The following is a 20,819-nucleotide window of genomic DNA, read 5'->3' on the forward strand; positions in this document are numbered from 1 at the left end:
TCAACAAGAAAATTACAAAATAAGACAATATTTTACATAAGATTGAAATTTTTAACTAATTAAGCCTTCCTCCAACAGCTTTGCCCTGTAGTTTTTGATATGGTTAGGATCACTTGAAAATGTATAATTTTTGTAGTTAGCTCTGCTATGCATATAAAGCTTACTATTGACTTTTATCACATTATCTCACATTATCTCACATAATATGCATGTGAGAAGAATATGAACTGGAAGAATTTTCGTCTTAGTACACGTCTCAACCTAGAAAGGCCTGTAATTGAGCAAGTGTACGAGTTAATTACTGCAGTTGATAGTGTTAAAAATAGCTGGCAGATAACGAAAAAACTACTACCACAAACAATTGAAAGATTAACTCATTCAGTTATTGTTACATCTTCTGGCGCTTCTAACCGTATTGAAGGAAATCGTCTAACCGATAAAGAAGTTGAGGATCTATATAAAAACCTACGTGTCAAAAAATTTAAAAATAGAGATGAGCAAGAAATTGCTGGCTACTTAGAAATGCTTAAACTAATATTTCATGATTATACGGATATTCCAATTAGTGAGTCATCAATATTGCACATTAACAACCAGATGCTACTTTATAGTGAAAAAGATTTGTATCATAGAGGAAAATACAAAGCAAGTTCTAATAGAGTTGAGGCAAAAGATCAGAATGGAAAAGTTGTTGGTATAATTTTTGATCCCACACCACCTTACCTTGTTAGAAAGGAAGTACAAGAGCTTATTGATTGGTATCACTGGTCCTTAAATAATAAATTTAAGCATCCTCTTATTATTGTTGCTAACTTTGTTTTTGAGTATTTGGCAATACACCCTTTTCAAGATGGAAATGGCAGAACTAGTAGATTGATAACTAATTTAATGCTGTTGCAGCAGGGTTATGATTTTGTATCTATTGTATCACATGAAAAGATAATTGAAACTAACAAACTTGATTACTACTTAGCGCTTAATAAAACACAAAGTAGCTGGAAAAGTGGCAAAGAAGATATTTCCCCGTGGTTAATATTTTTTCTTAATGTACTCAAAACGCAAGCAAATGAGGCGCATTATATTCTTGAGAGGGAGAATACTGAATATTTATTATCAAGAAAACAATTGTTCTTCTGGGAATGGGCACTTAGCCTTGCAGATAAAGAATTTAGTAGAAAAGATGCTATAGAAGCTCTAGGATTTCCTCCAAGAACAGTAGAGGCAATTACAAAGAAACTGCTAGGGATGAAATACTTACAGCGTCTTGGAGAAGGCAAAGCCACTAGATATAAAGTTATTATTTAAAAGTTTTAGTATGTTTTTCAAGATTTTTTTAAATCCAGTCTTATGCACAACTTTGTTTGCAATTTTATTCGATTAAAAATTGCATTTTAGCAATAAAAAACTTACTTATTGTAGGAAAATCTTGTGTTTGTTCTCATATAAAACTATTTATGGAGTGACAATGGTACATGTATTATACTTACATTTCTGATTCGAAAATTTATGCAGTTGTTTCTAACAAGATTGGTCAACAAATTCTATTGTTTAAAGGTGAGAAACAAAGTAATCATCATTTCCAGTATTGCTTTTATTCTACTGTTTTTTATCAGCAGTGCATTTTTAAAAAAAGATCAGGCGGTTCATAGCGATAATGCAACTAGTAGCTTTTCAGTAAAAACTCAAGAATGTGCGCCGCAAAACCGCACTATATATTTAAATTTTTCTGGTACAGTAAATCCCTTACATAGAGCTAGCCTTGTCTCAAAAATAAGTGGTAAGATTATTGCTATTTATTTACCTGATGGTGAAAAGGTAAAAAGAGATGATGTAGTGTTAAAGATAGAAGATTATGACAGGATTGAGCAAGCTCAGAAAGCCAAAGCTTTATTAAAGCAGCGTGAAATTGAGTATGATTCCTCTCACAAACTGAATAAAAAAGGCTATGGGGCACAAATACAAGTAGAAGCAGCTTTTACTGCGTTACAAAGTGCAAAAGCTGACCTAAAAAGGCTAGAATTGGATTTAGAAAATACTGCAGTCACATCTCCTATAGATGGTTATATTGATAAAATCAATGCAAACGAAGGGGATTTTGTTAATGCTGGGCAAAAAATAGCTGACGTGGTTAATTTCGATCAAATTCTTGTAGTGTTATACGTTTCGGAAAATGAAGTAAATAAAATAGAGCTAGGCAGCACAGCTCAAATTAATTTGCTGGACGGAAAAGAATTGGCAGGTGAAGTAAGTTTTATTAGTAAAATTGCTGAGCCTAAAACTGGGTCTTATAGGATAGAAGTAAAGGTAACTAATAATAAAATGATATCCTTGCAGGGACTAACTGCCAACGTAAGGCTACCTTCAGGCGAAAGATTTGCATATAAAGTTCCTTCTTCAGCCCTGAGCTTAAGTGACGAGGGTGCTCTTGGAATAAAGATTGTTGATGACAATAATTATGTAGTATTTGCACCAATAGAAATTGTTGATCATGAGAGCGATGGGGTTTGGATAGTAGCAAATAACGAAGATAAACCCATAAAGTTAATAGTATTGGGCCACCTATTTGTTAAGCCTGGTGATAAGGTTTAAGACATAAGATCCTTTGACCTTACCCAGAAAAAGTGGAGAGAAAGTGTGGAATGTTTTTTACAAAAAGAATGATGCATCAAATTGTTCTGGAATGCAATAGTTAATAGTGACGTTGTTTGTTATAAAAAATTTCTATGTATTCAAATATTGCAGTTCTAGTGTGTTGAGCAGAGTGTTGTGAAGTATCAATAAGTATTTCTCTTTTCAATGAGCTAAAGAAGCTTTCTGCAACAGAATTGTCGTAACAACAGCCTTTATTACTCATCTATATTCTTTACAGCTAAGAGATATTGATACCCTTGCGCAGTATATTGTGAACCTTGGTCACTGTGCAGCAGTAGATTTTTAACAGGTTTACGCCTATTAATGGCCATTAATAAAGAGTTCATAACCAATTGTTTATTTATTGCACTACTCATTAACTACCATACGTGAGAATTATTGCTGCCAAATATAGCCATCCCTACCCCTACAACAACATTGCAAGCATTGATTTTTCTCCATATGAAAAGAGTCTGGAAGCTCTTTTACTCTAAACACAATGTTTACATCCTCAAAATTAATCTCAATTCGCTTAACTAACGTTCTAATAATATCACGTTTAGTTAGCCAGTCTGCATTATTAAGACTTGAGTTAATACTAGAGGAAAACCCCTCTAAATTTGTTACTACTAGAGTTAACTCTTGTGTGAGTTTTTTCTGATCAAATATCTTTTTCTTTTGTTCTTCAACCATTTTTAAGTTTTGTTTCATTGCTTTAATTCTTGGCTCAAATTCTTCTTGATCAATATATTCTTGAGCATAACTATCAATTAACCTTGCAATACCTCGTTTTAACTTATCTTCTTGTATTTCAAGCAAAGCACTTTTTTGATCTAGTGGTGATTTTTTAAGTTCTGAAAGTCTACGTTTATACTCCTCTAATATTCTATTTGGATTTTTTAATAGATGTTTTACCTCTTCCCACACAGCCATGTCTAATGTATCTGTACGAATTAATTTGTTGTTACACATTTTATTACCGCCAAAACGGTATGAATCCGTGCCAACACAACGATAATATACCTGATTATTAGTTTTTTCCCCCTCCTTATTCCTTGCAGTGCTAGTACCATAATATGCATAATTGCAAAGCTTACATACTACTAAACCTTGCAATAAATGTCTTGCTCCTCTTTGTCTTGTTCTTGCTATTTTTCTATTCTCAGCTAATTGTTCTTGAACGATTTCAAATAAATCTTCGCTTACTATACTAGGTACTTTAATATAAATCCAATCCTCTTTTGGAACAGGATAAGTAGAATAATTATCTTTTGGATGCTCGCAGGAGTTTTTTTTCGGTCTTATATGTTTTAGTTTGACACCAAACCTTGTTTTACCAAAAGCTGCTTGTCCTTTATAAGCAGAGTTTTTTAACATACTCAAAACTACAGCCCTATCCCAATACTCTTTTCCAGTTCTCGTCATAATGGACATAGCACTTAGCCTACGACATACTTCTCCTATACTGGCTCTTTCTCTTCCTACCCAAGAAAATACTTTACGAACAACTTCAGCTTCTTCTTCATAAATCTCAAATAAGGCCTGTCCTGTTTCTGTATTTTTGTTTATATAACGATAGCCATAAGGAGCAGCACTCATTACACTTATACAACCCTTATTTGCTGCATAAATCTTTCCTCGACGACTTCGTTCCATGATTTTTGCACGTTCGTATTCTGCTATCATACCTTGCATTTGTAATAGTAATTGAGATTCTGGATTATCGCTAATTTGATGATTTAAAAAAATGACTTCCACTCCTAATTTCTTAAACTCTTCAAGTAATATCATCTGATATGCATACTTACGAGATAAACGATCAGGAGAATGAATATAAACCTTATCAATGTTACCTTCTGCTATTTTATCACGTAATTTTTCCAAACCAGGACGGATTATGTTAGAACCACTATAACCATTATCAATAAATTTATATTCATTTAATAATTTATGTCCATCCATACTAATTTGATTCTCTATAGTAGCAATTTGGCTTGCTATTGTATCTTCTTGTGCTTGCTTCCCTGAAGAAACTCTTGCATATAAACTAACTGTTACCATTTTACCGTCCTCAAATCTACTTTCTTATATTCAGAGTTTTCTTCCTTTTTGCTCGCTTTTATTGGTTTACTTAACACTAATTTTTCATATGCATCTAATAGATACAACTCTGCTAATCGATTTACTTCATAACTACAACTAATACGAACTATTAATTTCTTGTTGCCCATGAGCTCTACCATATATTATCCATCGAGACATATGGTTATTTGATCATTAGCTCTATAAATAAATTCAACTCTCCGTTCTTTTTGTAGAAGCTTTCGGGAAATAGTCTTCTCAAGTTTCAGGTTTATTGCAATATTGTTGGCGGAGTCCCTCCTTGGTTTTGATGTAAGTAATCCCATACTTTATTTGGTTGATCAACAATAAAGTTTTGATCTAGTATATTGGGAGCTACAGCTCTATTATCTGTTTGTTGTTTTTTAATTTTAAACTTTCTTCTCAGTATAGCCCTGATGTCATTTTTCTGCATAATACTTTGCACCGTTTTCAAATTGCAACTTTTACCCAAAGCCTTCAATTCAGCATGAATTTTAGGAGCTCCATATCTACATTTAGAAACTTGATATATTTTTTGAATAGCTGCGAGTAGCTCTTTATTTGCTGATTCTCTACTGCTTATTTTTCTTGTGGTCCACTTATAGTAGCCACTAGCAGAAAATCCTACATAATTCCTGTACTTTATAGCAGTTACTATATAAAAAAATATTTTACTCTTTTTGACTGGCCAGGGCTTTTTTTTAAATGTCTCTTTCCCTTGTTACTCTTGCTTTGTAAATCAAACCTCTCTTTGTCGTAAGGAGCCATGTTACCTCTACCTGGAAATGCATCTGCTGCCGACTTTTTTTCGTTGTGTTTCTTTATCCATTTTCCTAATACACTATCCCTTATTCCTAGATCTCTTGCTACTTTTGCAACTGGTTGACCTACCTTTCTTTGTTCATTTGCCAGTTTAACAGCTTCCAATTTGAATTCTGCTGTATATTCTCTTACCATTTCTAATCCTCCAAAATTTTATTTTACCCAAAAAAACTCTTTTCTTTCTCTCCACTTTTTCTGGGTAAGGTCAAACAATGACTATGCAAAAAACCTAATAACATGTATAATCTATAAATAATTTCTGAGGTAGATTGTGAAACTAGGTGTTAATATCGATCACGTTGCAACCCTCCGCAACGCACGCGGAACTTCTTATCCAGATCCATTGAAAGCAGCAGAAATAGCCATTGACGCTGGAGCAGACTTTATTACTGTACACTTACGAGAAGATAGAAGGCATATTAGAGATGAAGACGTATTTAACCTAAAAAAAAGCATTAGCACTGAGTTAAATCTTGAAATTGCAGCCACGGAAGAAATGCTTGAAATAGCAAAAAAGGTAAAACCCTATTCGATTAGTATAGTACCAGAAAAAAGAGAAGAATTAACAACCGAAGGTGGCCTGGATATCGTGAATATGCACAGTAAACTTTCTAGTATAATAGAGGAAATGCATAGCTCTAGCATAAAAGTCTCACTGTTTATCGATCCAAATATTGATCAACTAAAATATCTTGAAAAGCTAGGGACAAAACCTGACATAATAGAAATTCACACAGGGGATTACTGTGATAATCCATCAGAAAAAAAGTTACAGTTAATTACTAATGCTGCAGAGTACGTCAATAAATTAGGAATAGAATGCCACGCAGGACATGGCATAACTTATAAACACGCTAAGAAGATGACAAGAATACCTCACATCTCAGCTCTTAACATAGGCCACTATTTAATTAGCGAAGCTGTATTTTACGGCTTACACAGCGTAGTAAAAACAATGAAAATGACAATGTCTAACTAACTGCTGCTTTTTCCTTCTCATTTAAAATACTTAAAAGAGTTTGGCTTGCTTTAAATTTTACCCTTGTCTTTTTAGGAACAGTCATGATCTCACCACTTTGGGGGTTACGACATTGTTTTTCCTGACTGATAGCAGTAGAAAATGTTCCTATTCCATGCAAACGTATTTCACCTTTCCCATGCAGCTCATTCTTTATTATTTTAATAAATGCATCATGAATCTTGCTCAAATCAGATTTTGTTATATCTATATTCTGACTAGAACAATCTTCCTTTAATTGTTTTATTATATCTTCTTTACTCATAAATTACCTTAATATTGAAAAAATCACATAAATAGCATATTATGTTGACACCGATAGTCAACTAAATTCATCACAAAAATAGAGGATATCATACATTTTTGCAAATATTTGTATAATACTTACAAAAAAACACCCCTATAAAATAACTATCTCTTAGAAAATTGACACTTTTTCCGAGCTTTATGTTGACCATATTTCTTACGTTCAACAACACGTGAATCTCTAGTTAAGAACTCACCATTACGTAGTATGGAATGCAAATCTTGGCTTACACTACTTAAAGCTCTGCTTATTCCATGAGCTAGAGCACTTGCTTGACCAGATAGCCCTCCACCTTTTACAGTTGCAAATACATCGTATTTATCCAATGTGGAAGTTGCAACAAATGGCATTTTTACTATTTGGCACACTGACTCTCTTTTAAAATAAGAAATTAGATCGCCTTTTTTGTTAACACTAAATTTTCCACTCCCCGGCTTTATCCATACTCTTGCTACAGATTCTTTTCTTCGGCCTGTAGCATATAAACGACCAAGCGAATCAACTGCTGATTTAATTGTCTTTTCTGACCAATCATTGTTATTTATTGTAGAACTCTTCATTTTTACTCCATTACTTTTTATTTTTACGATTCAAAGAGGCAAAATCTATCTTTTCAGGTTGCTGTCCTTGATGCTTATGCTCTGAACCAGAATAAACATACAAATTTTCAAAGCGTCTACGTGCCATAGGGCCATCATCAAGCATCCTTTTCACTGCCATTTCTATTACACGCTCAGGAAATTTGCCATTTAAAATATTATCTGGAGTAGTTTTCTTCAAACCACCAGAATAACCTGTATGCTTATAGTAAATTTTATCTTTAAGCTTCTTCCCGGTGAAATGCACCTTTTCTGCGTTGATAATAATTACATTATCGCCACAATCCATATGAGGTGTATACTCAGGTTTATGCTTTCCACGTAATAGTGTCGCTACAAATGCTGCAAGCCTCCCTACCACTAGTCCTTCTGCATCTATGACAAACCACTTTTTATTGATTTGTTTCTCCTTTAAGAAAAAAGTCTTCATTATTTGATCCAACAATAGTAAGCTATGATATACTTAATTTCTCAATAGTGTCAACAATATTAGTTATTGATTATTAAAGTAATTTATGTTAGTAATTGAGCTGCGCAACCAATATGCATAGGAATTAGAATGTTTCGATTGATTATCACACTTGCGATCATTTTTGGTACTATAAGTTGCTATGCAACCGATGTGGGAGAAGTGATAAGCAAAGCCATCAAAAATAGCTCAAAAATAAAGTCTCAATTTTACCAATATAAAAGCGCAGAAAAACACTATAAATCTTCTGGGTTAGCTGGATTTTTACCTGACATTAGTTTGCAATACAATTTTGATAGTAATTTTAATATTATTAACAATTCACAAGGCTCTGGAAAACGCCTGATATTAAGCCAAAGGATAATAGATGGCGGTGGTACCTTTGCCACATTCAGTCGATCAAGCCATCTTCTCAAAGCAGAAAAGATGCGATTTCAGCAATTAAAACAAGAGCTTGCACTTAATGCTGTGAAAGCATATGTTAATGTTTTACAAAAGACAGAAATATTAAAGCTCAGAGAACATAAAGAACGCGTTTCTTTGGAACATTTGTCAGCTATGAAAAAACGCTTTTCCCTTGGAGAGGTAACCAATGCTGAAGTTTTGTTAGCAAAAGCAAAATTTTCGTCTTCTATATCCGAAAGAGTTGATGCTGAAGGTAAATTAAAGTTGGTAAATATTGCTTATTATCATTTGATTGGCGAAGATGCTGATGACCTTTCTGAAGCTAATGATAAACTACCTTCTGTTCCAGAGCTAAATGAATGTTTACAGTTAGCAAAAACCAATAATTTATCTCTAAAAGCAGCAGTTTATCAAAAAAGAGCAGCCGGAATGGAAGTGATTGCTCAAAGCTCCAAGTGGCTTCCTTCTTTAAATCTAAGTGCAAGCAAAAATTTTGGGGAGGATGGTATGAAGGTAGACAAACTATTAGAAAATGTTCATGTAGTTTTTACTCTTGATGTTCCAATCTTTAAGAGAGGAGTTAATGCTTTTGGTGTCAGTAAAGCTAAAATGGATGCAAAAAAATCTACCTACGATTATTATGAAACGGTAAAAAATATAGAACAAGCAGTTGTAAATGCTTGGAATAATGTGTTGACAGCAAAGGCCATTATCAAAGCAAGTCAAGAAGCGGAAAAAGCAGCAGCTCTAGCATTGGAAGGAGTTGAGCAAGAAGTAAACTTAAATTTAAAGAGTACATCTGACCTTTTGGACACTGAAGATGCATTATTTAAAGCACGTTCAGACTTAGTTGAAGCAAAAAGCAATTATGTGATTAGTGTTTACAACTTGCTTTTTATGATAAATAGTATAGACCTCTAAATTTAATGGTATTAGCACTATGCATGATGAACAAGGCAATCAATCTGTAAAAGATATCCTAGAAGATATAAAAAAAGCTATATCGGGTAAAAACGCGAGTAACGATAAAGCAGAAATAAAGGATGAAAATGATGATGTGCTATACCTTGAGGAAGAGTATCCAGAAGAAATAGAAGAAGATGGCAAAAAAGAAAATAATGAAAAAGAGGACATTGATAATGATGACCAAAGTGAGGAAATGGCTTGCAACAATAACCAATTTAATGGCCATAGCTACAATTCAGAAGAAAAAAAAGATATTTATTTGTACGATAATATCCAAATGAGTAATAACAAAGCGAGTAATAGCGGCTTACAAGCGCAAAATAACGATCATCTAATTTTAAAAGAGAATATGGAAGAGATCAAAGCGTTGCTTGGAAAAATGCAAAACGAATTACAGCATAAACAACAAAAAAAAGCGAACCTTACTGTTGAAGAATTAGTTACATCTCTTTTAAAACCTCAGCTCTCAGAATGGCTGAATAAATATCTACATGCACTGGTAAAAGAAGTAGTTGAAAAAGAGCTTAAAGATATAATCAATAATAAGTAGGGTATTAGCAATAAAAACTAGAGTAAAGACGGCTAGAGGCAGAAAACTATCTTCAACAAGGTGGCTACATCGTCATTTGAATGATCAGTATGTGCAAAAAACTAGCAAGGATGGTTATAGGTCACGCTCAGCATATAAGCTGGTAGAAATGGATAACAAATTTAAATTATTCCAAGAAGGGCAAAAAATTATTGATCTTGGTGCTTCTCCTGGTGGATGGTCACAAGTTGCATCTCAGAAAGGTGCAAATGTGGTTGCTCTTGACGTAAAACCAATGAACGCAATTAATGGAGTAGAGTTTATACAATGTGATATTATCAATGAGCTTGAAATTTTAAGAGAAAAATTCAAGGATCAAAAATTTGATGTAATTTTATCTGATATGGCGCCCGAATCTTGTGGTTTAAAATCGTTGGATCATATCAGAATTATGCTTTTATGTGAGGCAGCGCTCAATTTTGCAAAGCATTTCTTGAGCCATGGTGGCACGTTTGTAGTAAAAATTTTCCAAGGAGAATCTGATAAAGATTTTTGTAACGAGCTAAAAAAAATGTTTAAAACAGTAAAATACTTTAAACCAAAGTCAAGTAGATCTGAATCTACAGAAATGTATTTGGTAAGTTTAGGCTTTATTGGCAGCAGACTTTCTATATAATATTAATCTAGGTAGTTCGCAGAAACAAAAAACTTCCTTGACAAACTCCGCCAGCCCCCTTATCATGAAACTGAAGCTATTGTATTTGCTTTCGCCAATCTGCAGATTAAAAGGTAAGGATTACTTAATGTATCGGCGTCTTATGTTTAATTTTTTGCAGTATATAGATACTGTATGTCTTTACAAAACTTCATCTACATCTAGATTTTTATCTAAATAAGCTGAACGCGCTTATAAAGCGTTACAAGACATCAAAAAATGCCAATACTTGACAGAGATAGTAAAAGACTAGCTAACTCGGGGATTCTTTGTCTTTTTTTCTGCTTGGTAAATTTCTTAAACATTTGCAGCGTAGGTTAGTTGCAATTAAAAGCGGCTGAATCTCGCTTGTCAAGCGTTTAAAACATAAAAAACGCCAATATTTTAAAGCAGATAATAACCCCAGGGCTTCTTTTGCCTTTTTTTTTATTTGGTAAATTTCTTAAATATTTATAGCTAAACGACAATCGTCATCCCAGCGGGATCTGGAGATACCGCGGCGGTATGACGTAGGACTGCTGTCATTCTGCTACTTGTTAGCGGCTGAGATACCGCGAATGAATCGCGGTATGACGGTTCGCGGTGGCATGATGTAGGACTGCTGTGACACCATTATAGAATGAACCAGTGTCAGCTACTTGCATAGAAAATGTTTATGACTAATTTTTAGATCAAACATGGAATTTCGACAAACTTAACTTTTTTGTGAGACTGTTCAGCAATAATAAATAAATTGAGAGGAAAGGTTATGGCAATAAAAAAGGAAAAGTTTTTTGAAATAATAAATGAGGTAAGCAAGAGTGAAGGTTTAAATGAGAATAATTTACTTGAAAGAATAGGAAATGAGTTAGAAAAGATAAACTCACAAGAGCATACAACACATAATATGTATAGTGATTTAAAAAAAAGTGGGCGGTTAAAAGATAAGATCTTCAGTATATTAAATTCAGACAAAACTGTAAATTGTATGTTGTTACATCTTGCTGTGGAATGTAACAGTGTACCAATAGTAAAACTCCTACTAGCAAAGGGAGTAAAAGTTAATGAACCAACACATGAACTTGGGGGAGTTAAGTCTCAATTAACTGCTTTGCACATTGCTGCTTTGCATGGTCATCAAGAGATAGTTCAGCTTTTATTGAATAATGACGCAAATCTTTTACTAAAAGATAGTCAAGGCCGAACTCCAAGGGATATTGTCGGTGATGTAAAAGGTAAAAAGGCTATAATAGAAATGTTAAAGGAAGGAGAACAACGTTATGCTGAGGCAGGAGCTACGAGAAGACAAAATAGACAAGGCACTTTACCGCAGCCTAATAATAAAACTCCAGGAAATTTAGCTGTGAACGGAAATAACGCAACTGCTGCAGTGCAAGCATGTAATGCAAGAGATCAGGAAGAGAACAACGGAACTACACCAAACAACAGAAAAATCTATGTACAAGATGAGGATGAACAGACTTCTTCAAACTCAATCATTAATGAAAACAATACAGACAAAGTAGATGATACATTAGAAAGAGAACAGGCTCTAAGAGAAAGAAATGCTGTGGAGCAAAAGTTGCAAGAGGTAGAACAAAGACTTGCCAATAATCAGAAGCGCATAGAACAAACCGGTCATAATCAACATTCGGAACAATACGGTGCTACATATAATGGTGAACAGACCTTTTTAAATAAAAGTAATAGTGGCGATAGTGGAATATATTTTGATGCAGATGAATCTGAAGCTTTAGGCCAATCTATATTAGAAAATGGAGAAGACATTAATGCACAAGATAAAGATGGCGTGACCCATTTACATTATGCTGCTACATATGGTTATGTAGAGATTGCAGAATATCTAATAGATAATGGAGCAGATGTTGATGCACAAGATAAAGATGGCGTGACCCCTTTACACTATGCTGCTGCAAAAAGCGCTAAAGAATCAGTAAAACTTTTGATAAAACGTAAAGCAAATATTAATGCACAAGATAAAGATGGACATACCCCTTTATATTTTGCTGTTGCAAATGACAATAAAGAATTAGCAAAACTTTTGATAAAATATGGAGCAGATCGCTCATTGATAAAGGATGAAGACCTAATAGATAGACTAAACAGTATGTGTGATCAGCCATCTGAGGTTGTATCTAGTACTTCTTCCCATTCCAAAACACACAACGCAATGGAAACTCCAGAAGAAGCAGAAAAGGTTAAAAAAAGTAAAGTTAAGTTAAAAGAATTACGTACTCAGCTAAAGGATAAGCAGAAAAAGAATGAATTGCTAAAACAACAAATACAAGATCTAGAAAGTGAAAAAGCAACGCTTAAGGATAAATTAGACAAAACAGAAAGTCAGCATTCTAAAACAGAAGTGTTGTTAGAAAAAGCGCAAAAAGAACTAGAAGAATCAAAAAGTTGTATAGCTGGATATGGGACTAAGTTGAAAGAATTCAATAAAGAGAATGAATCACTAAGACAAGAAATACAAGATCTAGAAAGTGAAAACACAACACTTAAGACCCCAGTTATGGATTAACCAACACAGTAAGGCTTAGAAATAGAAGGCTTTTTTGACTGCATGGAATATGAAATTAATGTAGAAAAAATATGTACCAGAAAATTTATTGGCGATCTGTGCCGTGTATGTTCAAGCTCAAATTTATTTTTTAAACAACCAAAGACTGTCTCAATAATCGACCTTTTTCTCAATAAAGCCTTCTCTTTTAGTGAGATTAGTGCGTTTTTCATGCCTTTTTTCACTTTAGTGACAAGCTTTAAACCTCTATCGAAGAGTTCCTCAAAGAGCTCCTTCTTGATATAGCCTTTATCTCCGAACAAAAGTCCTGTCAGTCTTTTAGTTATAGTTGGCACAGGTATCAACGTTACCTTTGGTTAGAGTAAGTGATTGAATTTCTCCAATTTCGTTAATCACCAAGTGCAATTTAAAGCCAAAAAACCAACCATACGTGCTCTTACCAATTTCTGCTAAACCATCAAAAACTTTGTTCCTAGAGATCCTTTTCTTGTGGCAAATGGCAATCGTAGAAGTGTCAATGTAGGAAGTACCTGTCATTTTCGCTTGTTCGCAGAACCATTGAAGAAGTAATGCTAAATACCGTAAAACTCTCGGCTTTAAGGCAATAAATCTGTGATATGAAGGCATCTTTGAAAATTCTGATCTATAGAGTAACTTAAGGTAACAAAGATAAAAAGCCTTGAAGTTTTTACATGGCGATTGGTGGTATAACAGGATTATGGTTAGCATTTCTGAGTGCGCTATTTCTGGTACTCTGGTTGGTTTTTTGCCATTTGATAAGAACTTATTTGCAAAATTTTCATCTACTACACGACAAAAATCCTCGACGCAGCAGTAAAGTTCTGTAATATCTTTCTTCATGGGTAACCTCTTAAATTATTGTTAAAATACTTGAGTTTACCCTATTTCCCTCTTTATTAATTCTACTTTTATCTGTTTTCTAATCCATAACTGGGGTTTTATAATGGTTCCATAGTTATCCGGAAATTTCGTGATCTGTAGTTTCTTTCATTCACGTTATATTCATAGCTTGTTCTATCTTAATGTAATTCCAATTTTGACTGTATAGGAGGTCTCTATGTTAAAACATAACTATAGTGATAAAATCAATAATCGCTATTCATATACTAACAAATTTTCTTATAGTGATGAGGGTGTAGATGAGACGATCAAGGATAAAATCACAACTGAAGATCAGGTAGTAACTGATGATGTTGAAGAGCCTGATGCTGGTAATGATGGTTACAGTGAAGGTATGGCTTTCTCTTACCATGGTTACGGCAACGACTTAATATAAACTCTGATCCAGGAAGATAAAATAGTTAAGATAAACCTTCAACTAGCCCCACTTATTCGCTATATTGTTGGAGGTTTTCATAGTTTTTCTAGTTGATGAACATTTTCAAAAGGGCTTCTTCCTTAATTTTGAGTAAATTAAACGAGTTGAAGCAAAGGGGTATTATAAATACAGATACAACAAACTTTATCGTAGAACCCCCAAGTAACAGAGCACATGGAGACATTTACACAAACGTTGCTATGGTGCTCGCAAAGCATGAAAAGAAGAATCCCATTGAAATTGCAGAGGTTTTAGCCAAAGAATTTGAACTTTTTGATGAAGTTGCAAAAGTGGAAATAGCGGGCCCTGGTTTCATCAACATACACTTAAAAATAAAAGCATGGCATGGGATTTTAAAACAAATAAATGAGCTAAAAACAGAGTTTGGCACCCTAGATATAGGGAACAATCAGGCCATCAATGTTGAATTTGTATCTGCAAATCCAACTGGTCCACTGCATATTGGTCATGCAAGAGGGGCAGTATTTGGTGACGTTCTGGCAAATTTATTGAAAAAAGTTGGTTATAAAGTTACTAAGGAATACTATATTAACGATGCTGGAGCGCAGATAGATACACTAATAAAGTCAGTATATCTGCGGTACAAAGAAGCTCTGGGAGAAAAAATCAGTATAGAAAAAGGTTTATACCCAGGTGAATATTTAAAACCAATAGGGGAGGGGCTAGCTAAAAAATATGGCAAGGAATTTCTAAAAAAGCAAGATAATCAAATAATTAGGGAATATACTTTAAGTTTTATCTTAGAACTCATAAAGGAAGACATGAACTTGCTTGGAGTAAATCATGATGTTTTTACTTCAGAGTATGAGCTACAAAAAAGTGGCAAAATTGAAGAGAGTATAAAGATATTGTCTGACAAGGGTCTAGTGTATGAAGGGTACCTGGAGAAACCAAAAGGCAAAGAAAGCGAAAATTGGACTTCCAGAAAAGAGATGCTATTTCGCTCTACAAAATTTGGTGATGACGTTGACCGTGCATTGAAGAAAGAGGACGGCAGTTGGACTTATTTTGCCTCGGATATCGCTTACCATTTTGATAAGATATCGCGTGGTTTTAACAATATGATCGTAGAGCTTGGTAGTGACCACGGCGGTTATGTCAAAAGACTCAAAGCAGTCGTCTCTGCGCTCAGTGATGATCAAGCAAAAATAGAGGTAAAACTGCATAATATTGTGAATTTTTTCGAGAACGGCAAACCTGTTAAGATGTCCAAAAGATCAGGAAACTTCCTAACAGCAAGAGATGTAGTGGAAGAAGTTGGCAGGGACATAACTCGTTTTATAATGCTAACACGCAAGAATGATATGGTCTTGGACTTTGATTTTGCTAAAGTTAAAGAACAGTCAAAAGACAACCCTATTTTTTACGTGCAATATGCGCATGCTCGTGCTCATTCGTTAATGCGTAATGCTCCAAAAGAGCTCCCAACAGCAGATCCTTCACTTTTAAGGACAGGTGGAGAGCTCTTCCTCATAAAAACCTTAGCAAAGTGGCCAGATGTGGTAGAAATTGCAGCAAGGCTTTGTGAGCCACACAGAATTACTTTCTACTTACTTGAAGTTGCAGAAGCGTTTCACGTTTTATGGGGGTATGGCAAGAGTGATTTAAACATGCGTTTCATACTGAAAGACAACTTAAACCTCACCGCTGCAAGAATGTTTCTCGTGCAGGCCTTAGCACACGTCATCGCTTCTGGACTTTCTATCTTCAATATAGAGCCTTTGGAAGAGATGAGTTGATTTTTTTATGCAAGATTGTTTTTTCAACGAATAGAGAAGTTGACAAAATTAAGTAAAAATGTTATAGTTTATAGTAGTATTTTCTGGTTAATATATGGCTCACAGTCAAAAAAAGCTCAATGTTAATGTAAGTTTTGACAGTAAATTGGCTCAGTATCTTACAGAAATGGCAGAGACTCAAAATAAAACTATTCCTGAAGTTTTAGTAGATTTAGTGGAAGAAGAGTTCGAAGAAGATGTAGAGCTATCCAAAATAGCTGACGATCGCCTCTCTGAAGGTGAAGAAGAAGTAGAGGATGATGAAAACATCTGGAAATAAAACTTACACTATAAAATTCTTAAAAAATGTTATTGAAAAAGAAATTCCAGCTCTTCCGGCAAAGATTAAATTAATGGTTCAGGAGGCCATAAAGAAACGCCTTACAGTTGATCCTTTTAATCTAGGAAAGCCTTTGTGTCATAGCTTTAGAGGGCAATATAGGATAAGGGTTAGCAACTACTGTATAATTTACAGCATAAATCATTCAGAGCGCAGAGTACTTATTACTGCAGTGGGGCATAGAAAAAACATTTACAAACCCCAGTTATGGATTAACCAACACAGTAAGGCTTAGAAATAGAAGGCTTTTTTGACTGCATGGAATATGAAATTAATGTAGAAAAAATATGTACCAGAAAATTTATTGGCGATCTGTGCCGTGTATGTTCAAGCTCAAATTTATTTTTTAAACAACCAAAGACTGTCTCAATAATCGACCTTTTTCTCAATAAAGCCTTCTCTTTTAGTGAGATTAGTGCGTTTTTCATGCCTTTTTTCACTTTAGTGACAAGCTTTAAACCTCTATCGAAGAGTTCCTCAAAGAGCTCCTTCTTGATATAGCCTTTATCTCCGAACAAAAGTCCTGTCAGTCTTTTAGTTATAGTTGGCACAGGTATCAACGTTACCTTTGGTTAGAGTAAGTGATTGAATTTCTCCAATTTCGTTAATCACCAAGTGCAATTTAAAGCCAAAAAACCAACCATACGTGCTCTTACCAATTTCTGCTAAACCATCAAAAACTTTGTTCCTAGAGATCCTTTTCTTGTGGCAAATGGCAATCGTAGAAGTGTCAATGTAGGAAGTACCTGTCATTTTCGCTTGTTCGCAGAACCATTGAAGAAGTAATGCTAAATACCGTAAAACTCTCGGCTTTAAGGCAATAAATCTGTGATATGAAGGCATCTTTGAAAATTCTGATCTATAGAGTAACTTAAGGTAACAAAGATAAAAAGCCTTGAAGTTTTTACATGGCGATTGGTGGTATAACAGGATTATGGTTAGCATTTCTGAGTGCGCTATTTCTGGTACTCTGGTTGGTTTTTTGCCATTTGATAAGAACTTATTTGCAAAATTTTCATCTACTACACGACAAAAATCCTCGACGCAGCAGTAAAGTTCTGTAATATCTTTCTTCATGGGTAACCTCTTAAATTATTGTTAAAATACTTGAGTTTACCCTATTTCCCTCTTTATTAATTCTACTTTTATCTGTTTTCTAATCCATAACTGGGGTTTACAAACACAGGAGATTACACAATTAAAAATATAAGAAAGATCTCACCGCTGCAACTTGTCCAAGCCTTAGCACACGTCATTGCTTCTGGACTTTCTATCTTTAATATAGAGCCGTTAGAAGAAATGAGTTGATTTTTTTTTTGTTACAATATGTAATGATCAAAATATTATTCAAAGTAGGGTAAAGTTATGACGATCAGTTTTAGGGAGTATTCAACTGTATTCACTGAAGTTGCGGAACAGACAGATTTAAATGGAAATAACATAATTGAAAGAATAAAGGGCATTAGCATAGATCCCGCTAACAAGCAGCGGGATGACGGTTGTCAGGGTGTCAGGCTAGTACCTTCTCTTGTCATCCCAGTGCCCAGACACTGGGATCCAGAAAAGTTTGCTTGTTCACAAGCAAACTAGCATGGAAAGTGGTTACAACATTTTCGATGAGATTATATGGAAAACTGTATTCCAGTGTCAAGCACTGGAATACATCACAGGGGCACTGGAATGACACCCTTTACGGGCTCTTAAATTGCAACTATAAATGTTTAAGAAATTTACCAAATGAAAAAAAAGGCAAAAGAAGCCCCATGGTGGTTGGCTATTTACTATGTACTAAAATATCGGCGTTTTTTTTATTCTAAAACGCTTGATTAAGAGCGATTTAGCTGCTTTTAACTTGCAACTAACCTACACCGCAAGTGTTTAAGAAATTTACTAAGCAGGAAAAAAGGCAAAGAAACCCCGTAGTAGCTAGCATTCAAATTCTCCCTTGTCAATTTGACGTTTTTTGCTGTCTTAAACGCTTTGTAAGCGCGTTTCGGCTTATATAGGTAAAAACCCAGAAATTTTTAAAGACATGCGATGCACGTAGTGCGAAAAATTAAACATGAGACGCCAAATACCCTAAGTTTTTTGTCATTAACCTGCACAGATTGCGAAGATAAATAAATAGCTTCAGTTTCATGATAAGGGGGTTGGCGAAGGGTGTCAAGTAATTCCGTTCCTTATGGGTAAAAAGAGAGAAACTCTAAGTTGCAGCCGCACAATGTTTCTCTTTTCTGCTGTTGATGATTATTTCGCCTATTGTAACTGCCGCTAGAATAAAGCAATAATATACCTGTGTTAATAAAGAAATAGGTGATACAGAGGCGATGCTACCTGCTAGCAATAGTTGGGAACCATAAGGTAAGATACCTTTTGTAGCACAAGCAAAAACATCTAATAAGTATGCGCTGCGATGTGGCGCAATACTGTGTTTTTGTGCAAGCCTTTTTGCAATGCCACCACTTAGTAAAATAGCAATGGTATTATTGGCAACTAAGGTAGTAAACATAGACGCAATTCCTGCTATCACAAATTCAGCTTTAGTTTTTGTGATATTGCTTTCATCGATGAGTTTATGCAACGCTTTTTGACCTTGCTTGTACATTATATGGCTCAATCCACCGATAAATAGAGCAAATATCACTATTTCGTTTACTTTTTTGAAACCGTCATACACGTCATGAGGAAATTGAATGATAGCATAGTCAAAAAAAGTTATTCCTAGCACACCAGCAATAATTATGTTTATAGTTATTGTTACTAAAGTGGCGACTTCAAGCAGCCCCATGATTATTAAAGAAATGTAAGGAATAATTTTTATTATAGAATAATAATCTAAATTTGATATAGAAATAATTTTTGTACTATTTGAGGCAACTGCTAGGTAGATGAGTGTTATAATGCTGGCAATAAGTGCAACTTTAGAGTTCATTTTAAGTTTATCTTTTGCTGAAGCTTCCTGTGAAGAAACAGATGCAATGGTGGTATCAGATATCATCGAAAGGTTATCGCCAAACACGGCACCACCTACTACAGTTGCAGTTCCTATTTCGAGACCAAAAGCTCCACTTTTTGCCAGATTAACAGCTATAGGTACCATCAGCGCAACAACTCCCATAGATGTGCCAATTGCAGTTGAAATAAAAGCAGAAGCCAAAAATACTCCAGGCAGCAGTAATCTTGCTGGAAGGAAATTAAGAATTAAATTAGCAACAGTGTCTGCGCTACCAATTGATTGAGTAACTGCAGAAAATGCTCCAGAAAATAAAAAAATTAAACACATAGTAAGGGTGTTTTTGTCACCCATGCCCTTGATAACAGTATCGATGTTATGCTGAGTTTTATTTGTACCACGTGAGACAGCAAAAAATAGTGCTGGTAACAAGCATATTACTGGTGAAACCTGATGAAGTGGATTATCAGTTCCGATAAAAGAAAAATAAGCACCACTTCCAAGATACAAGATTAAAAAAATAATCAAGGGGACAAAAGCTGTCATTTTACTGTACCTAAACTTATAACTATAACTAATTAAGTGGTTTTAAGCAAGTTTGGTTTTCACTAGTTCTACAGGAAGTCAATAGCAGAGTTTTAAACTTCATATTTAATCTACTAAATAAATAGCACATGTAGCTTATTGCTTGACAATAGGATCTAATTGTTGTCTAGATTCCAGCATCACGCGCACAACTGTACGAACATTTGTTTGCGAAGAAATGTTATAGCTGGTTTTGCCTCAAACACAAAGATGTCATCCGAGTAGCTGACTACTTGGATCCAGAAAATTTTGCTGCGAGTAAGCAAATTTGTTTGGTGAGCATAGAAAGTGGAATGTGTAAGCGCAGCCTCAACAGGTTGTCATCCAAGTAGCTGACTACTTGGATCCAGCTGAGTTGGTGAGTATAAAAGTATAGCTAACGCGAGCTCTACGTCATACCGCCGCAGAATAATTAACCGTCATACCGCGATTCATTCGCAGTATCCCTTCGCGGTATCCCTTAGCCGCTAACAAGCAGCGGGATGACGAGCTTATCGTCATGCCACCGCGAACCGTCATACCGCGATTCATTCGCGGTATCTCTAGATCCCGCTAACAAGCAGCGGGATGACGGTTGTCGTTTAGCCATAAACATTAAGGAATTTACCAAATAAAAAAAAAGGCAAAAGAAGCCCTAGTCATTGTCTATTTTCAGTATTGGCGTTTTTTAAGTCTTAAACACTGCAATTTAGCTGCTTTTAAATGCAACTCACCT

General features: G+C 34.8%; 22 protein-coding genes and 3 pseudogenes. 12 read left to right on the forward strand and 13 right to left on the reverse strand.

Annotation, left to right across the window (positions count from 1 at the left end):
* The first annotated feature begins 222 nt into the window (after positions 1 to 222).
* Both AAGD79_RS03350 and AAGD79_RS03355 read left to right on the forward strand, forming a co-directional pair.
* On the forward strand, positions 223 to 1,305 hold the full coding sequence (locus AAGD79_RS03350) for a Fic family protein (RefSeq protein ID WP_341811613.1): 1,083 nt from the start codon (positions 223 to 225) through the stop codon (positions 1,303 to 1,305).
* Positions 1,306 to 1,506: 201 nt separating this feature from the next.
* Positions 1,507 to 2,589 carry an efflux RND transporter periplasmic adaptor subunit gene (locus AAGD79_RS03355; protein WP_341811614.1) on the forward strand — a complete coding sequence of 361 codons (1,083 nt, stop codon included), beginning with the start codon at positions 1,507 to 1,509 and terminating at the stop codon, positions 2,587 to 2,589.
* 100 nt (positions 2,590 to 2,689) lie between these two features.
* Here AAGD79_RS03355 and AAGD79_RS03360 read toward each other — a convergent pair whose 3' ends face one another.
* The 7 genes and pseudogenes from AAGD79_RS03360 to AAGD79_RS03385 all read right to left on the reverse strand — a co-directional run bounded on the left by AAGD79_RS03360 (position 2,690) and on the right by AAGD79_RS03385 (position 5,691).
* Complete coding sequence (locus AAGD79_RS03360) at positions 2,690 to 2,854, reverse strand: IS3 family transposase (RefSeq protein WP_084741697.1); 165 nt, start codon at positions 2,852 to 2,854, stop codon at positions 2,690 to 2,692.
* The gene (locus AAGD79_RS06995; protein ID WP_010082071.1) at positions 2,847 to 3,008 is read right to left on the reverse strand and encodes a DDE-type integrase/transposase/recombinase; all 162 of its coding nucleotides are present in this window, start codon (positions 3,006 to 3,008) and stop codon (positions 2,847 to 2,849) included. Before AAGD79_RS06995 ends, AAGD79_RS03360 begins: the two co-directional genes overlap by 8 nt.
* Positions 3,009 to 3,027: 19 nt before the next feature.
* Complete coding sequence (locus tag AAGD79_RS03365; protein ID WP_341811362.1) at positions 3,028 to 4,692, reverse strand: recombinase family protein; 1,665 nt, start codon at positions 4,690 to 4,692, stop codon at positions 3,028 to 3,030.
* Complete coding sequence (locus tag AAGD79_RS03370) at positions 4,686 to 4,862, reverse strand: hypothetical protein (RefSeq protein ID WP_182319925.1); 177 nt, start codon at positions 4,860 to 4,862, stop codon at positions 4,686 to 4,688. Before AAGD79_RS03370 ends, AAGD79_RS03365 begins: the two co-directional genes overlap by 7 nt.
* A 122-nt stretch (positions 4,863 to 4,984) precedes the next feature.
* Positions 4,985 to 5,167: a hypothetical protein gene (locus AAGD79_RS03375; RefSeq protein WP_341811145.1), complete on the reverse strand. Its 183-nt coding sequence runs from the start codon at positions 5,165 to 5,167 to the stop codon at positions 4,985 to 4,987.
* 18 nt (positions 5,168 to 5,185) lie between these two features.
* A pseudogene (locus AAGD79_RS03380) lies at positions 5,186 to 5,404 on the reverse strand (IS3 family transposase); the annotation flags it as partial.
* Positions 5,389 to 5,691, reverse strand: a complete 303-nt coding sequence (locus AAGD79_RS03385; RefSeq protein ID WP_213863658.1) for a transposase — start codon at positions 5,689 to 5,691, stop codon at positions 5,389 to 5,391. The pseudogene AAGD79_RS03380 and the gene AAGD79_RS03385, both read right to left, overlap by 16 nt.
* Before the next feature lie 136 nt (positions 5,692 to 5,827).
* Here AAGD79_RS03385 and AAGD79_RS03390 point away from each other — a divergent pair, with 136 nt between their 5' ends.
* Positions 5,828 to 6,535: a pyridoxine 5'-phosphate synthase gene (locus tag AAGD79_RS03390; RefSeq protein ID WP_006279877.1), complete on the forward strand. Its 708-nt coding sequence runs from the start codon at positions 5,828 to 5,830 to the stop codon at positions 6,533 to 6,535.
* Here the strand turns inward: AAGD79_RS03390 and AAGD79_RS03395 are convergent.
* From AAGD79_RS03395 to rplM, 3 genes are all read right to left on the reverse strand, one after another.
* Positions 6,528 to 6,839, reverse strand: coding sequence for an HU family DNA-binding protein (locus tag AAGD79_RS03395; protein WP_006279876.1), 312 nt, complete (start codon positions 6,837 to 6,839; stop codon positions 6,528 to 6,530). The two genes, AAGD79_RS03390 and AAGD79_RS03395, sit on opposite strands and share 8 nt — an antisense overlap.
* 146 nt (positions 6,840 to 6,985) lie before the next feature.
* Positions 6,986 to 7,441, reverse strand: a complete 456-nt coding sequence (gene rpsI / locus AAGD79_RS03400) for a 30S ribosomal protein S9 (protein ID WP_341811615.1) — start codon at positions 7,439 to 7,441, stop codon at positions 6,986 to 6,988.
* A 10-nt stretch (positions 7,442 to 7,451) separates the two neighbouring features.
* The gene (gene rplM, locus AAGD79_RS03405; protein ID WP_010082596.1) at positions 7,452 to 7,910 is read right to left on the reverse strand and encodes a 50S ribosomal protein L13; all 459 of its coding nucleotides are present in this window, start codon (positions 7,908 to 7,910) and stop codon (positions 7,452 to 7,454) included.
* Positions 7,911 to 8,039: 129 nt separating this feature from the next.
* Here rplM and AAGD79_RS03410 point away from each other — a divergent pair, with 129 nt between their 5' ends.
* The 4 genes from AAGD79_RS03410 to AAGD79_RS03425 all read left to right on the forward strand — a co-directional run bounded on the left by AAGD79_RS03410 (position 8,040) and on the right by AAGD79_RS03425 (position 13,088).
* Positions 8,040 to 9,275, forward strand: coding sequence for a TolC family protein (locus AAGD79_RS03410; RefSeq protein ID WP_341811616.1), 1,236 nt, complete (start codon positions 8,040 to 8,042; stop codon positions 9,273 to 9,275).
* A gap of 19 nt (positions 9,276 to 9,294) precedes the next feature.
* Entirely contained in the window at positions 9,295 to 9,870 is a 576-nt protein-coding gene (locus AAGD79_RS03415) for a PopZ family protein (RefSeq protein ID WP_010082598.1), read from the forward strand.
* Positions 9,871 to 9,946: 76 nt separating this feature from the next.
* Positions 9,947 to 10,525: an RlmE family RNA methyltransferase gene (locus AAGD79_RS03420; protein WP_264719218.1), complete on the forward strand. Its 579-nt coding sequence runs from the start codon at positions 9,947 to 9,949 to the stop codon at positions 10,523 to 10,525.
* A gap of 787 nt (positions 10,526 to 11,312) precedes the next feature.
* A complete protein-coding gene (locus tag AAGD79_RS03425) occupies positions 11,313 to 13,088 on the forward strand; it encodes an ankyrin repeat domain-containing protein (protein ID WP_341811617.1) in 1,776 nt (591 codons plus the stop codon).
* On the opposite strand, the pseudogene AAGD79_RS03430 reads toward AAGD79_RS03425, so the two are convergent.
* Positions 13,085 to 13,949: pseudogene (locus tag AAGD79_RS03430) on the reverse strand (IS982 family transposase). The gene AAGD79_RS03425 and the pseudogene AAGD79_RS03430 overlap by 4 nt on opposite strands.
* 217 nt (positions 13,950 to 14,166) lie before the next feature.
* Between AAGD79_RS03430 and AAGD79_RS03435 the strand changes: the two are divergent.
* The 4 genes from AAGD79_RS03435 (at position 14,167) to AAGD79_RS03450 (ending at position 16,801) form a co-directional block, all read left to right on the forward strand.
* Entirely contained in the window at positions 14,167 to 14,385 is a 219-nt protein-coding gene (locus AAGD79_RS03435; RefSeq protein ID WP_010962563.1) for a hypothetical protein, read from the forward strand.
* A 95-nt stretch (positions 14,386 to 14,480) separates the two neighbouring features.
* Positions 14,481 to 16,187: an arginine--tRNA ligase gene (gene argS / locus AAGD79_RS03440; protein ID WP_341811618.1), complete on the forward strand. Its 1,707-nt coding sequence runs from the start codon at positions 14,481 to 14,483 to the stop codon at positions 16,185 to 16,187.
* Between the two features lie 94 nt (positions 16,188 to 16,281).
* Complete coding sequence (locus tag AAGD79_RS03445) at positions 16,282 to 16,506, forward strand: hypothetical protein (RefSeq protein ID WP_010962565.1); 225 nt, start codon at positions 16,282 to 16,284, stop codon at positions 16,504 to 16,506.
* Positions 16,484 to 16,801: a type II toxin-antitoxin system RelE/ParE family toxin gene (locus AAGD79_RS03450; protein ID WP_341811619.1), complete on the forward strand. Its 318-nt coding sequence runs from the start codon at positions 16,484 to 16,486 to the stop codon at positions 16,799 to 16,801. Before AAGD79_RS03445 ends, AAGD79_RS03450 begins: the two co-directional genes overlap by 23 nt.
* Here AAGD79_RS03450 and AAGD79_RS03455 read toward each other — a convergent pair.
* A pseudogene (locus AAGD79_RS03455) lies at positions 16,779 to 17,643 on the reverse strand (IS982 family transposase). The gene AAGD79_RS03450 and the pseudogene AAGD79_RS03455 sit on opposite strands and share 23 nt — an antisense overlap.
* A 288-nt stretch (positions 17,644 to 17,931) precedes the next feature.
* Between AAGD79_RS03455 and AAGD79_RS03460 the strand changes: the two are divergent.
* Positions 17,932 to 18,156, forward strand: coding sequence for a hypothetical protein (locus tag AAGD79_RS03460; RefSeq protein ID WP_341811620.1), 225 nt, complete (start codon positions 17,932 to 17,934; stop codon positions 18,154 to 18,156).
* A gap of 613 nt (positions 18,157 to 18,769) precedes the next feature.
* Here AAGD79_RS03460 and AAGD79_RS03465 read toward each other — a convergent pair.
* The gene (locus AAGD79_RS03465; protein WP_174515651.1) at positions 18,770 to 20,065 is read right to left on the reverse strand and encodes a Na+/H+ antiporter NhaC family protein; all 1,296 of its coding nucleotides are present in this window, start codon (positions 20,063 to 20,065) and stop codon (positions 18,770 to 18,772) included.
* Positions 20,066 to 20,819: the final 754 nt, after the last annotated feature.

Origin of the sequence: Wolbachia endosymbiont (group A) of Oxytorus armatus, assembly GCF_964027005.1 — a bacterium.
GTDB classification, from domain to species: domain Bacteria; phylum Pseudomonadota; class Alphaproteobacteria; order Rickettsiales; family Anaplasmataceae; genus Wolbachia; species Wolbachia pipientis.

Coding starts and splice junctions, on each gene's coding strand:
- AAGD79_RS03350 (WP_341811613.1), top strand. CDS start 223: ATGAACTGGAAGAATTTTCGTCTTAGTACACGTCTCAACCTAGAAAGG.
- AAGD79_RS03355 (WP_341811614.1), top strand. CDS start 1,507: ATGCAGTTGTTTCTAACAAGATTGGTCAACAAATTCTATTGTTTAAAG.
- AAGD79_RS03360 (WP_084741697.1), bottom strand. CDS start 2,854: ATGAGTAATAAAGGCTGTTGTTACGACAATTCTGTTGCAGAAAGCTTC.
- AAGD79_RS06995 (WP_010082071.1), bottom strand. CDS start 3,008: ATGAGTAGTGCAATAAATAAACAATTGGTTATGAACTCTTTATTAATG.
- AAGD79_RS03365 (WP_341811362.1), bottom strand. CDS start 4,692: ATGGTAACAGTTAGTTTATATGCAAGAGTTTCTTCAGGGAAGCAAGCA.
- AAGD79_RS03370 (WP_182319925.1), bottom strand. CDS start 4,862: ATGGGCAACAAGAAATTAATAGTTCGTATTAGTTGTAGTTATGAAGTA.
- AAGD79_RS03375 (WP_341811145.1), bottom strand. CDS start 5,167: ATGCAGAAAAATGACATCAGGGCTATACTGAGAAGAAAGTTTAAAATT.
- AAGD79_RS03385 (WP_213863658.1), bottom strand. CDS start 5,691: ATGGTAAGAGAATATACAGCAGAATTCAAATTGGAAGCTGTTAAACTG.
- AAGD79_RS03395 (WP_006279876.1), bottom strand. CDS start 6,839: ATGAGTAAAGAAGATATAATAAAACAATTAAAGGAAGATTGTTCTAGT.
- rpsI (WP_341811615.1), bottom strand. CDS start 7,441: ATGAAGAGTTCTACAATAAATAACAATGATTGGTCAGAAAAGACAATT.
- rplM (WP_010082596.1), bottom strand. CDS start 7,910: ATGAAGACTTTTTTCTTAAAGGAGAAACAAATCAATAAAAAGTGGTTT.
- AAGD79_RS03410 (WP_341811616.1), top strand. CDS start 8,040: ATGTTTCGATTGATTATCACACTTGCGATCATTTTTGGTACTATAAGT.
- AAGD79_RS03415 (WP_010082598.1), top strand. CDS start 9,295: ATGCATGATGAACAAGGCAATCAATCTGTAAAAGATATCCTAGAAGAT.
- AAGD79_RS03425 (WP_341811617.1), top strand. CDS start 11,313: ATGGCAATAAAAAAGGAAAAGTTTTTTGAAATAATAAATGAGGTAAGC.
- AAGD79_RS03435 (WP_010962563.1), top strand. CDS start 14,167: ATGTTAAAACATAACTATAGTGATAAAATCAATAATCGCTATTCATAT.
- argS (WP_341811618.1), top strand. CDS start 14,481: ATGAACATTTTCAAAAGGGCTTCTTCCTTAATTTTGAGTAAATTAAAC.
- AAGD79_RS03445 (WP_010962565.1), top strand. CDS start 16,282: ATGGCTCACAGTCAAAAAAAGCTCAATGTTAATGTAAGTTTTGACAGT.
- AAGD79_RS03450 (WP_341811619.1), top strand. CDS start 16,484: ATGATGAAAACATCTGGAAATAAAACTTACACTATAAAATTCTTAAAA.
- AAGD79_RS03460 (WP_341811620.1), top strand. CDS start 17,932: ATGACGATCAGTTTTAGGGAGTATTCAACTGTATTCACTGAAGTTGCG.
- AAGD79_RS03465 (WP_174515651.1), bottom strand. CDS start 20,065: ATGACAGCTTTTGTCCCCTTGATTATTTTTTTAATCTTGTATCTTGGA.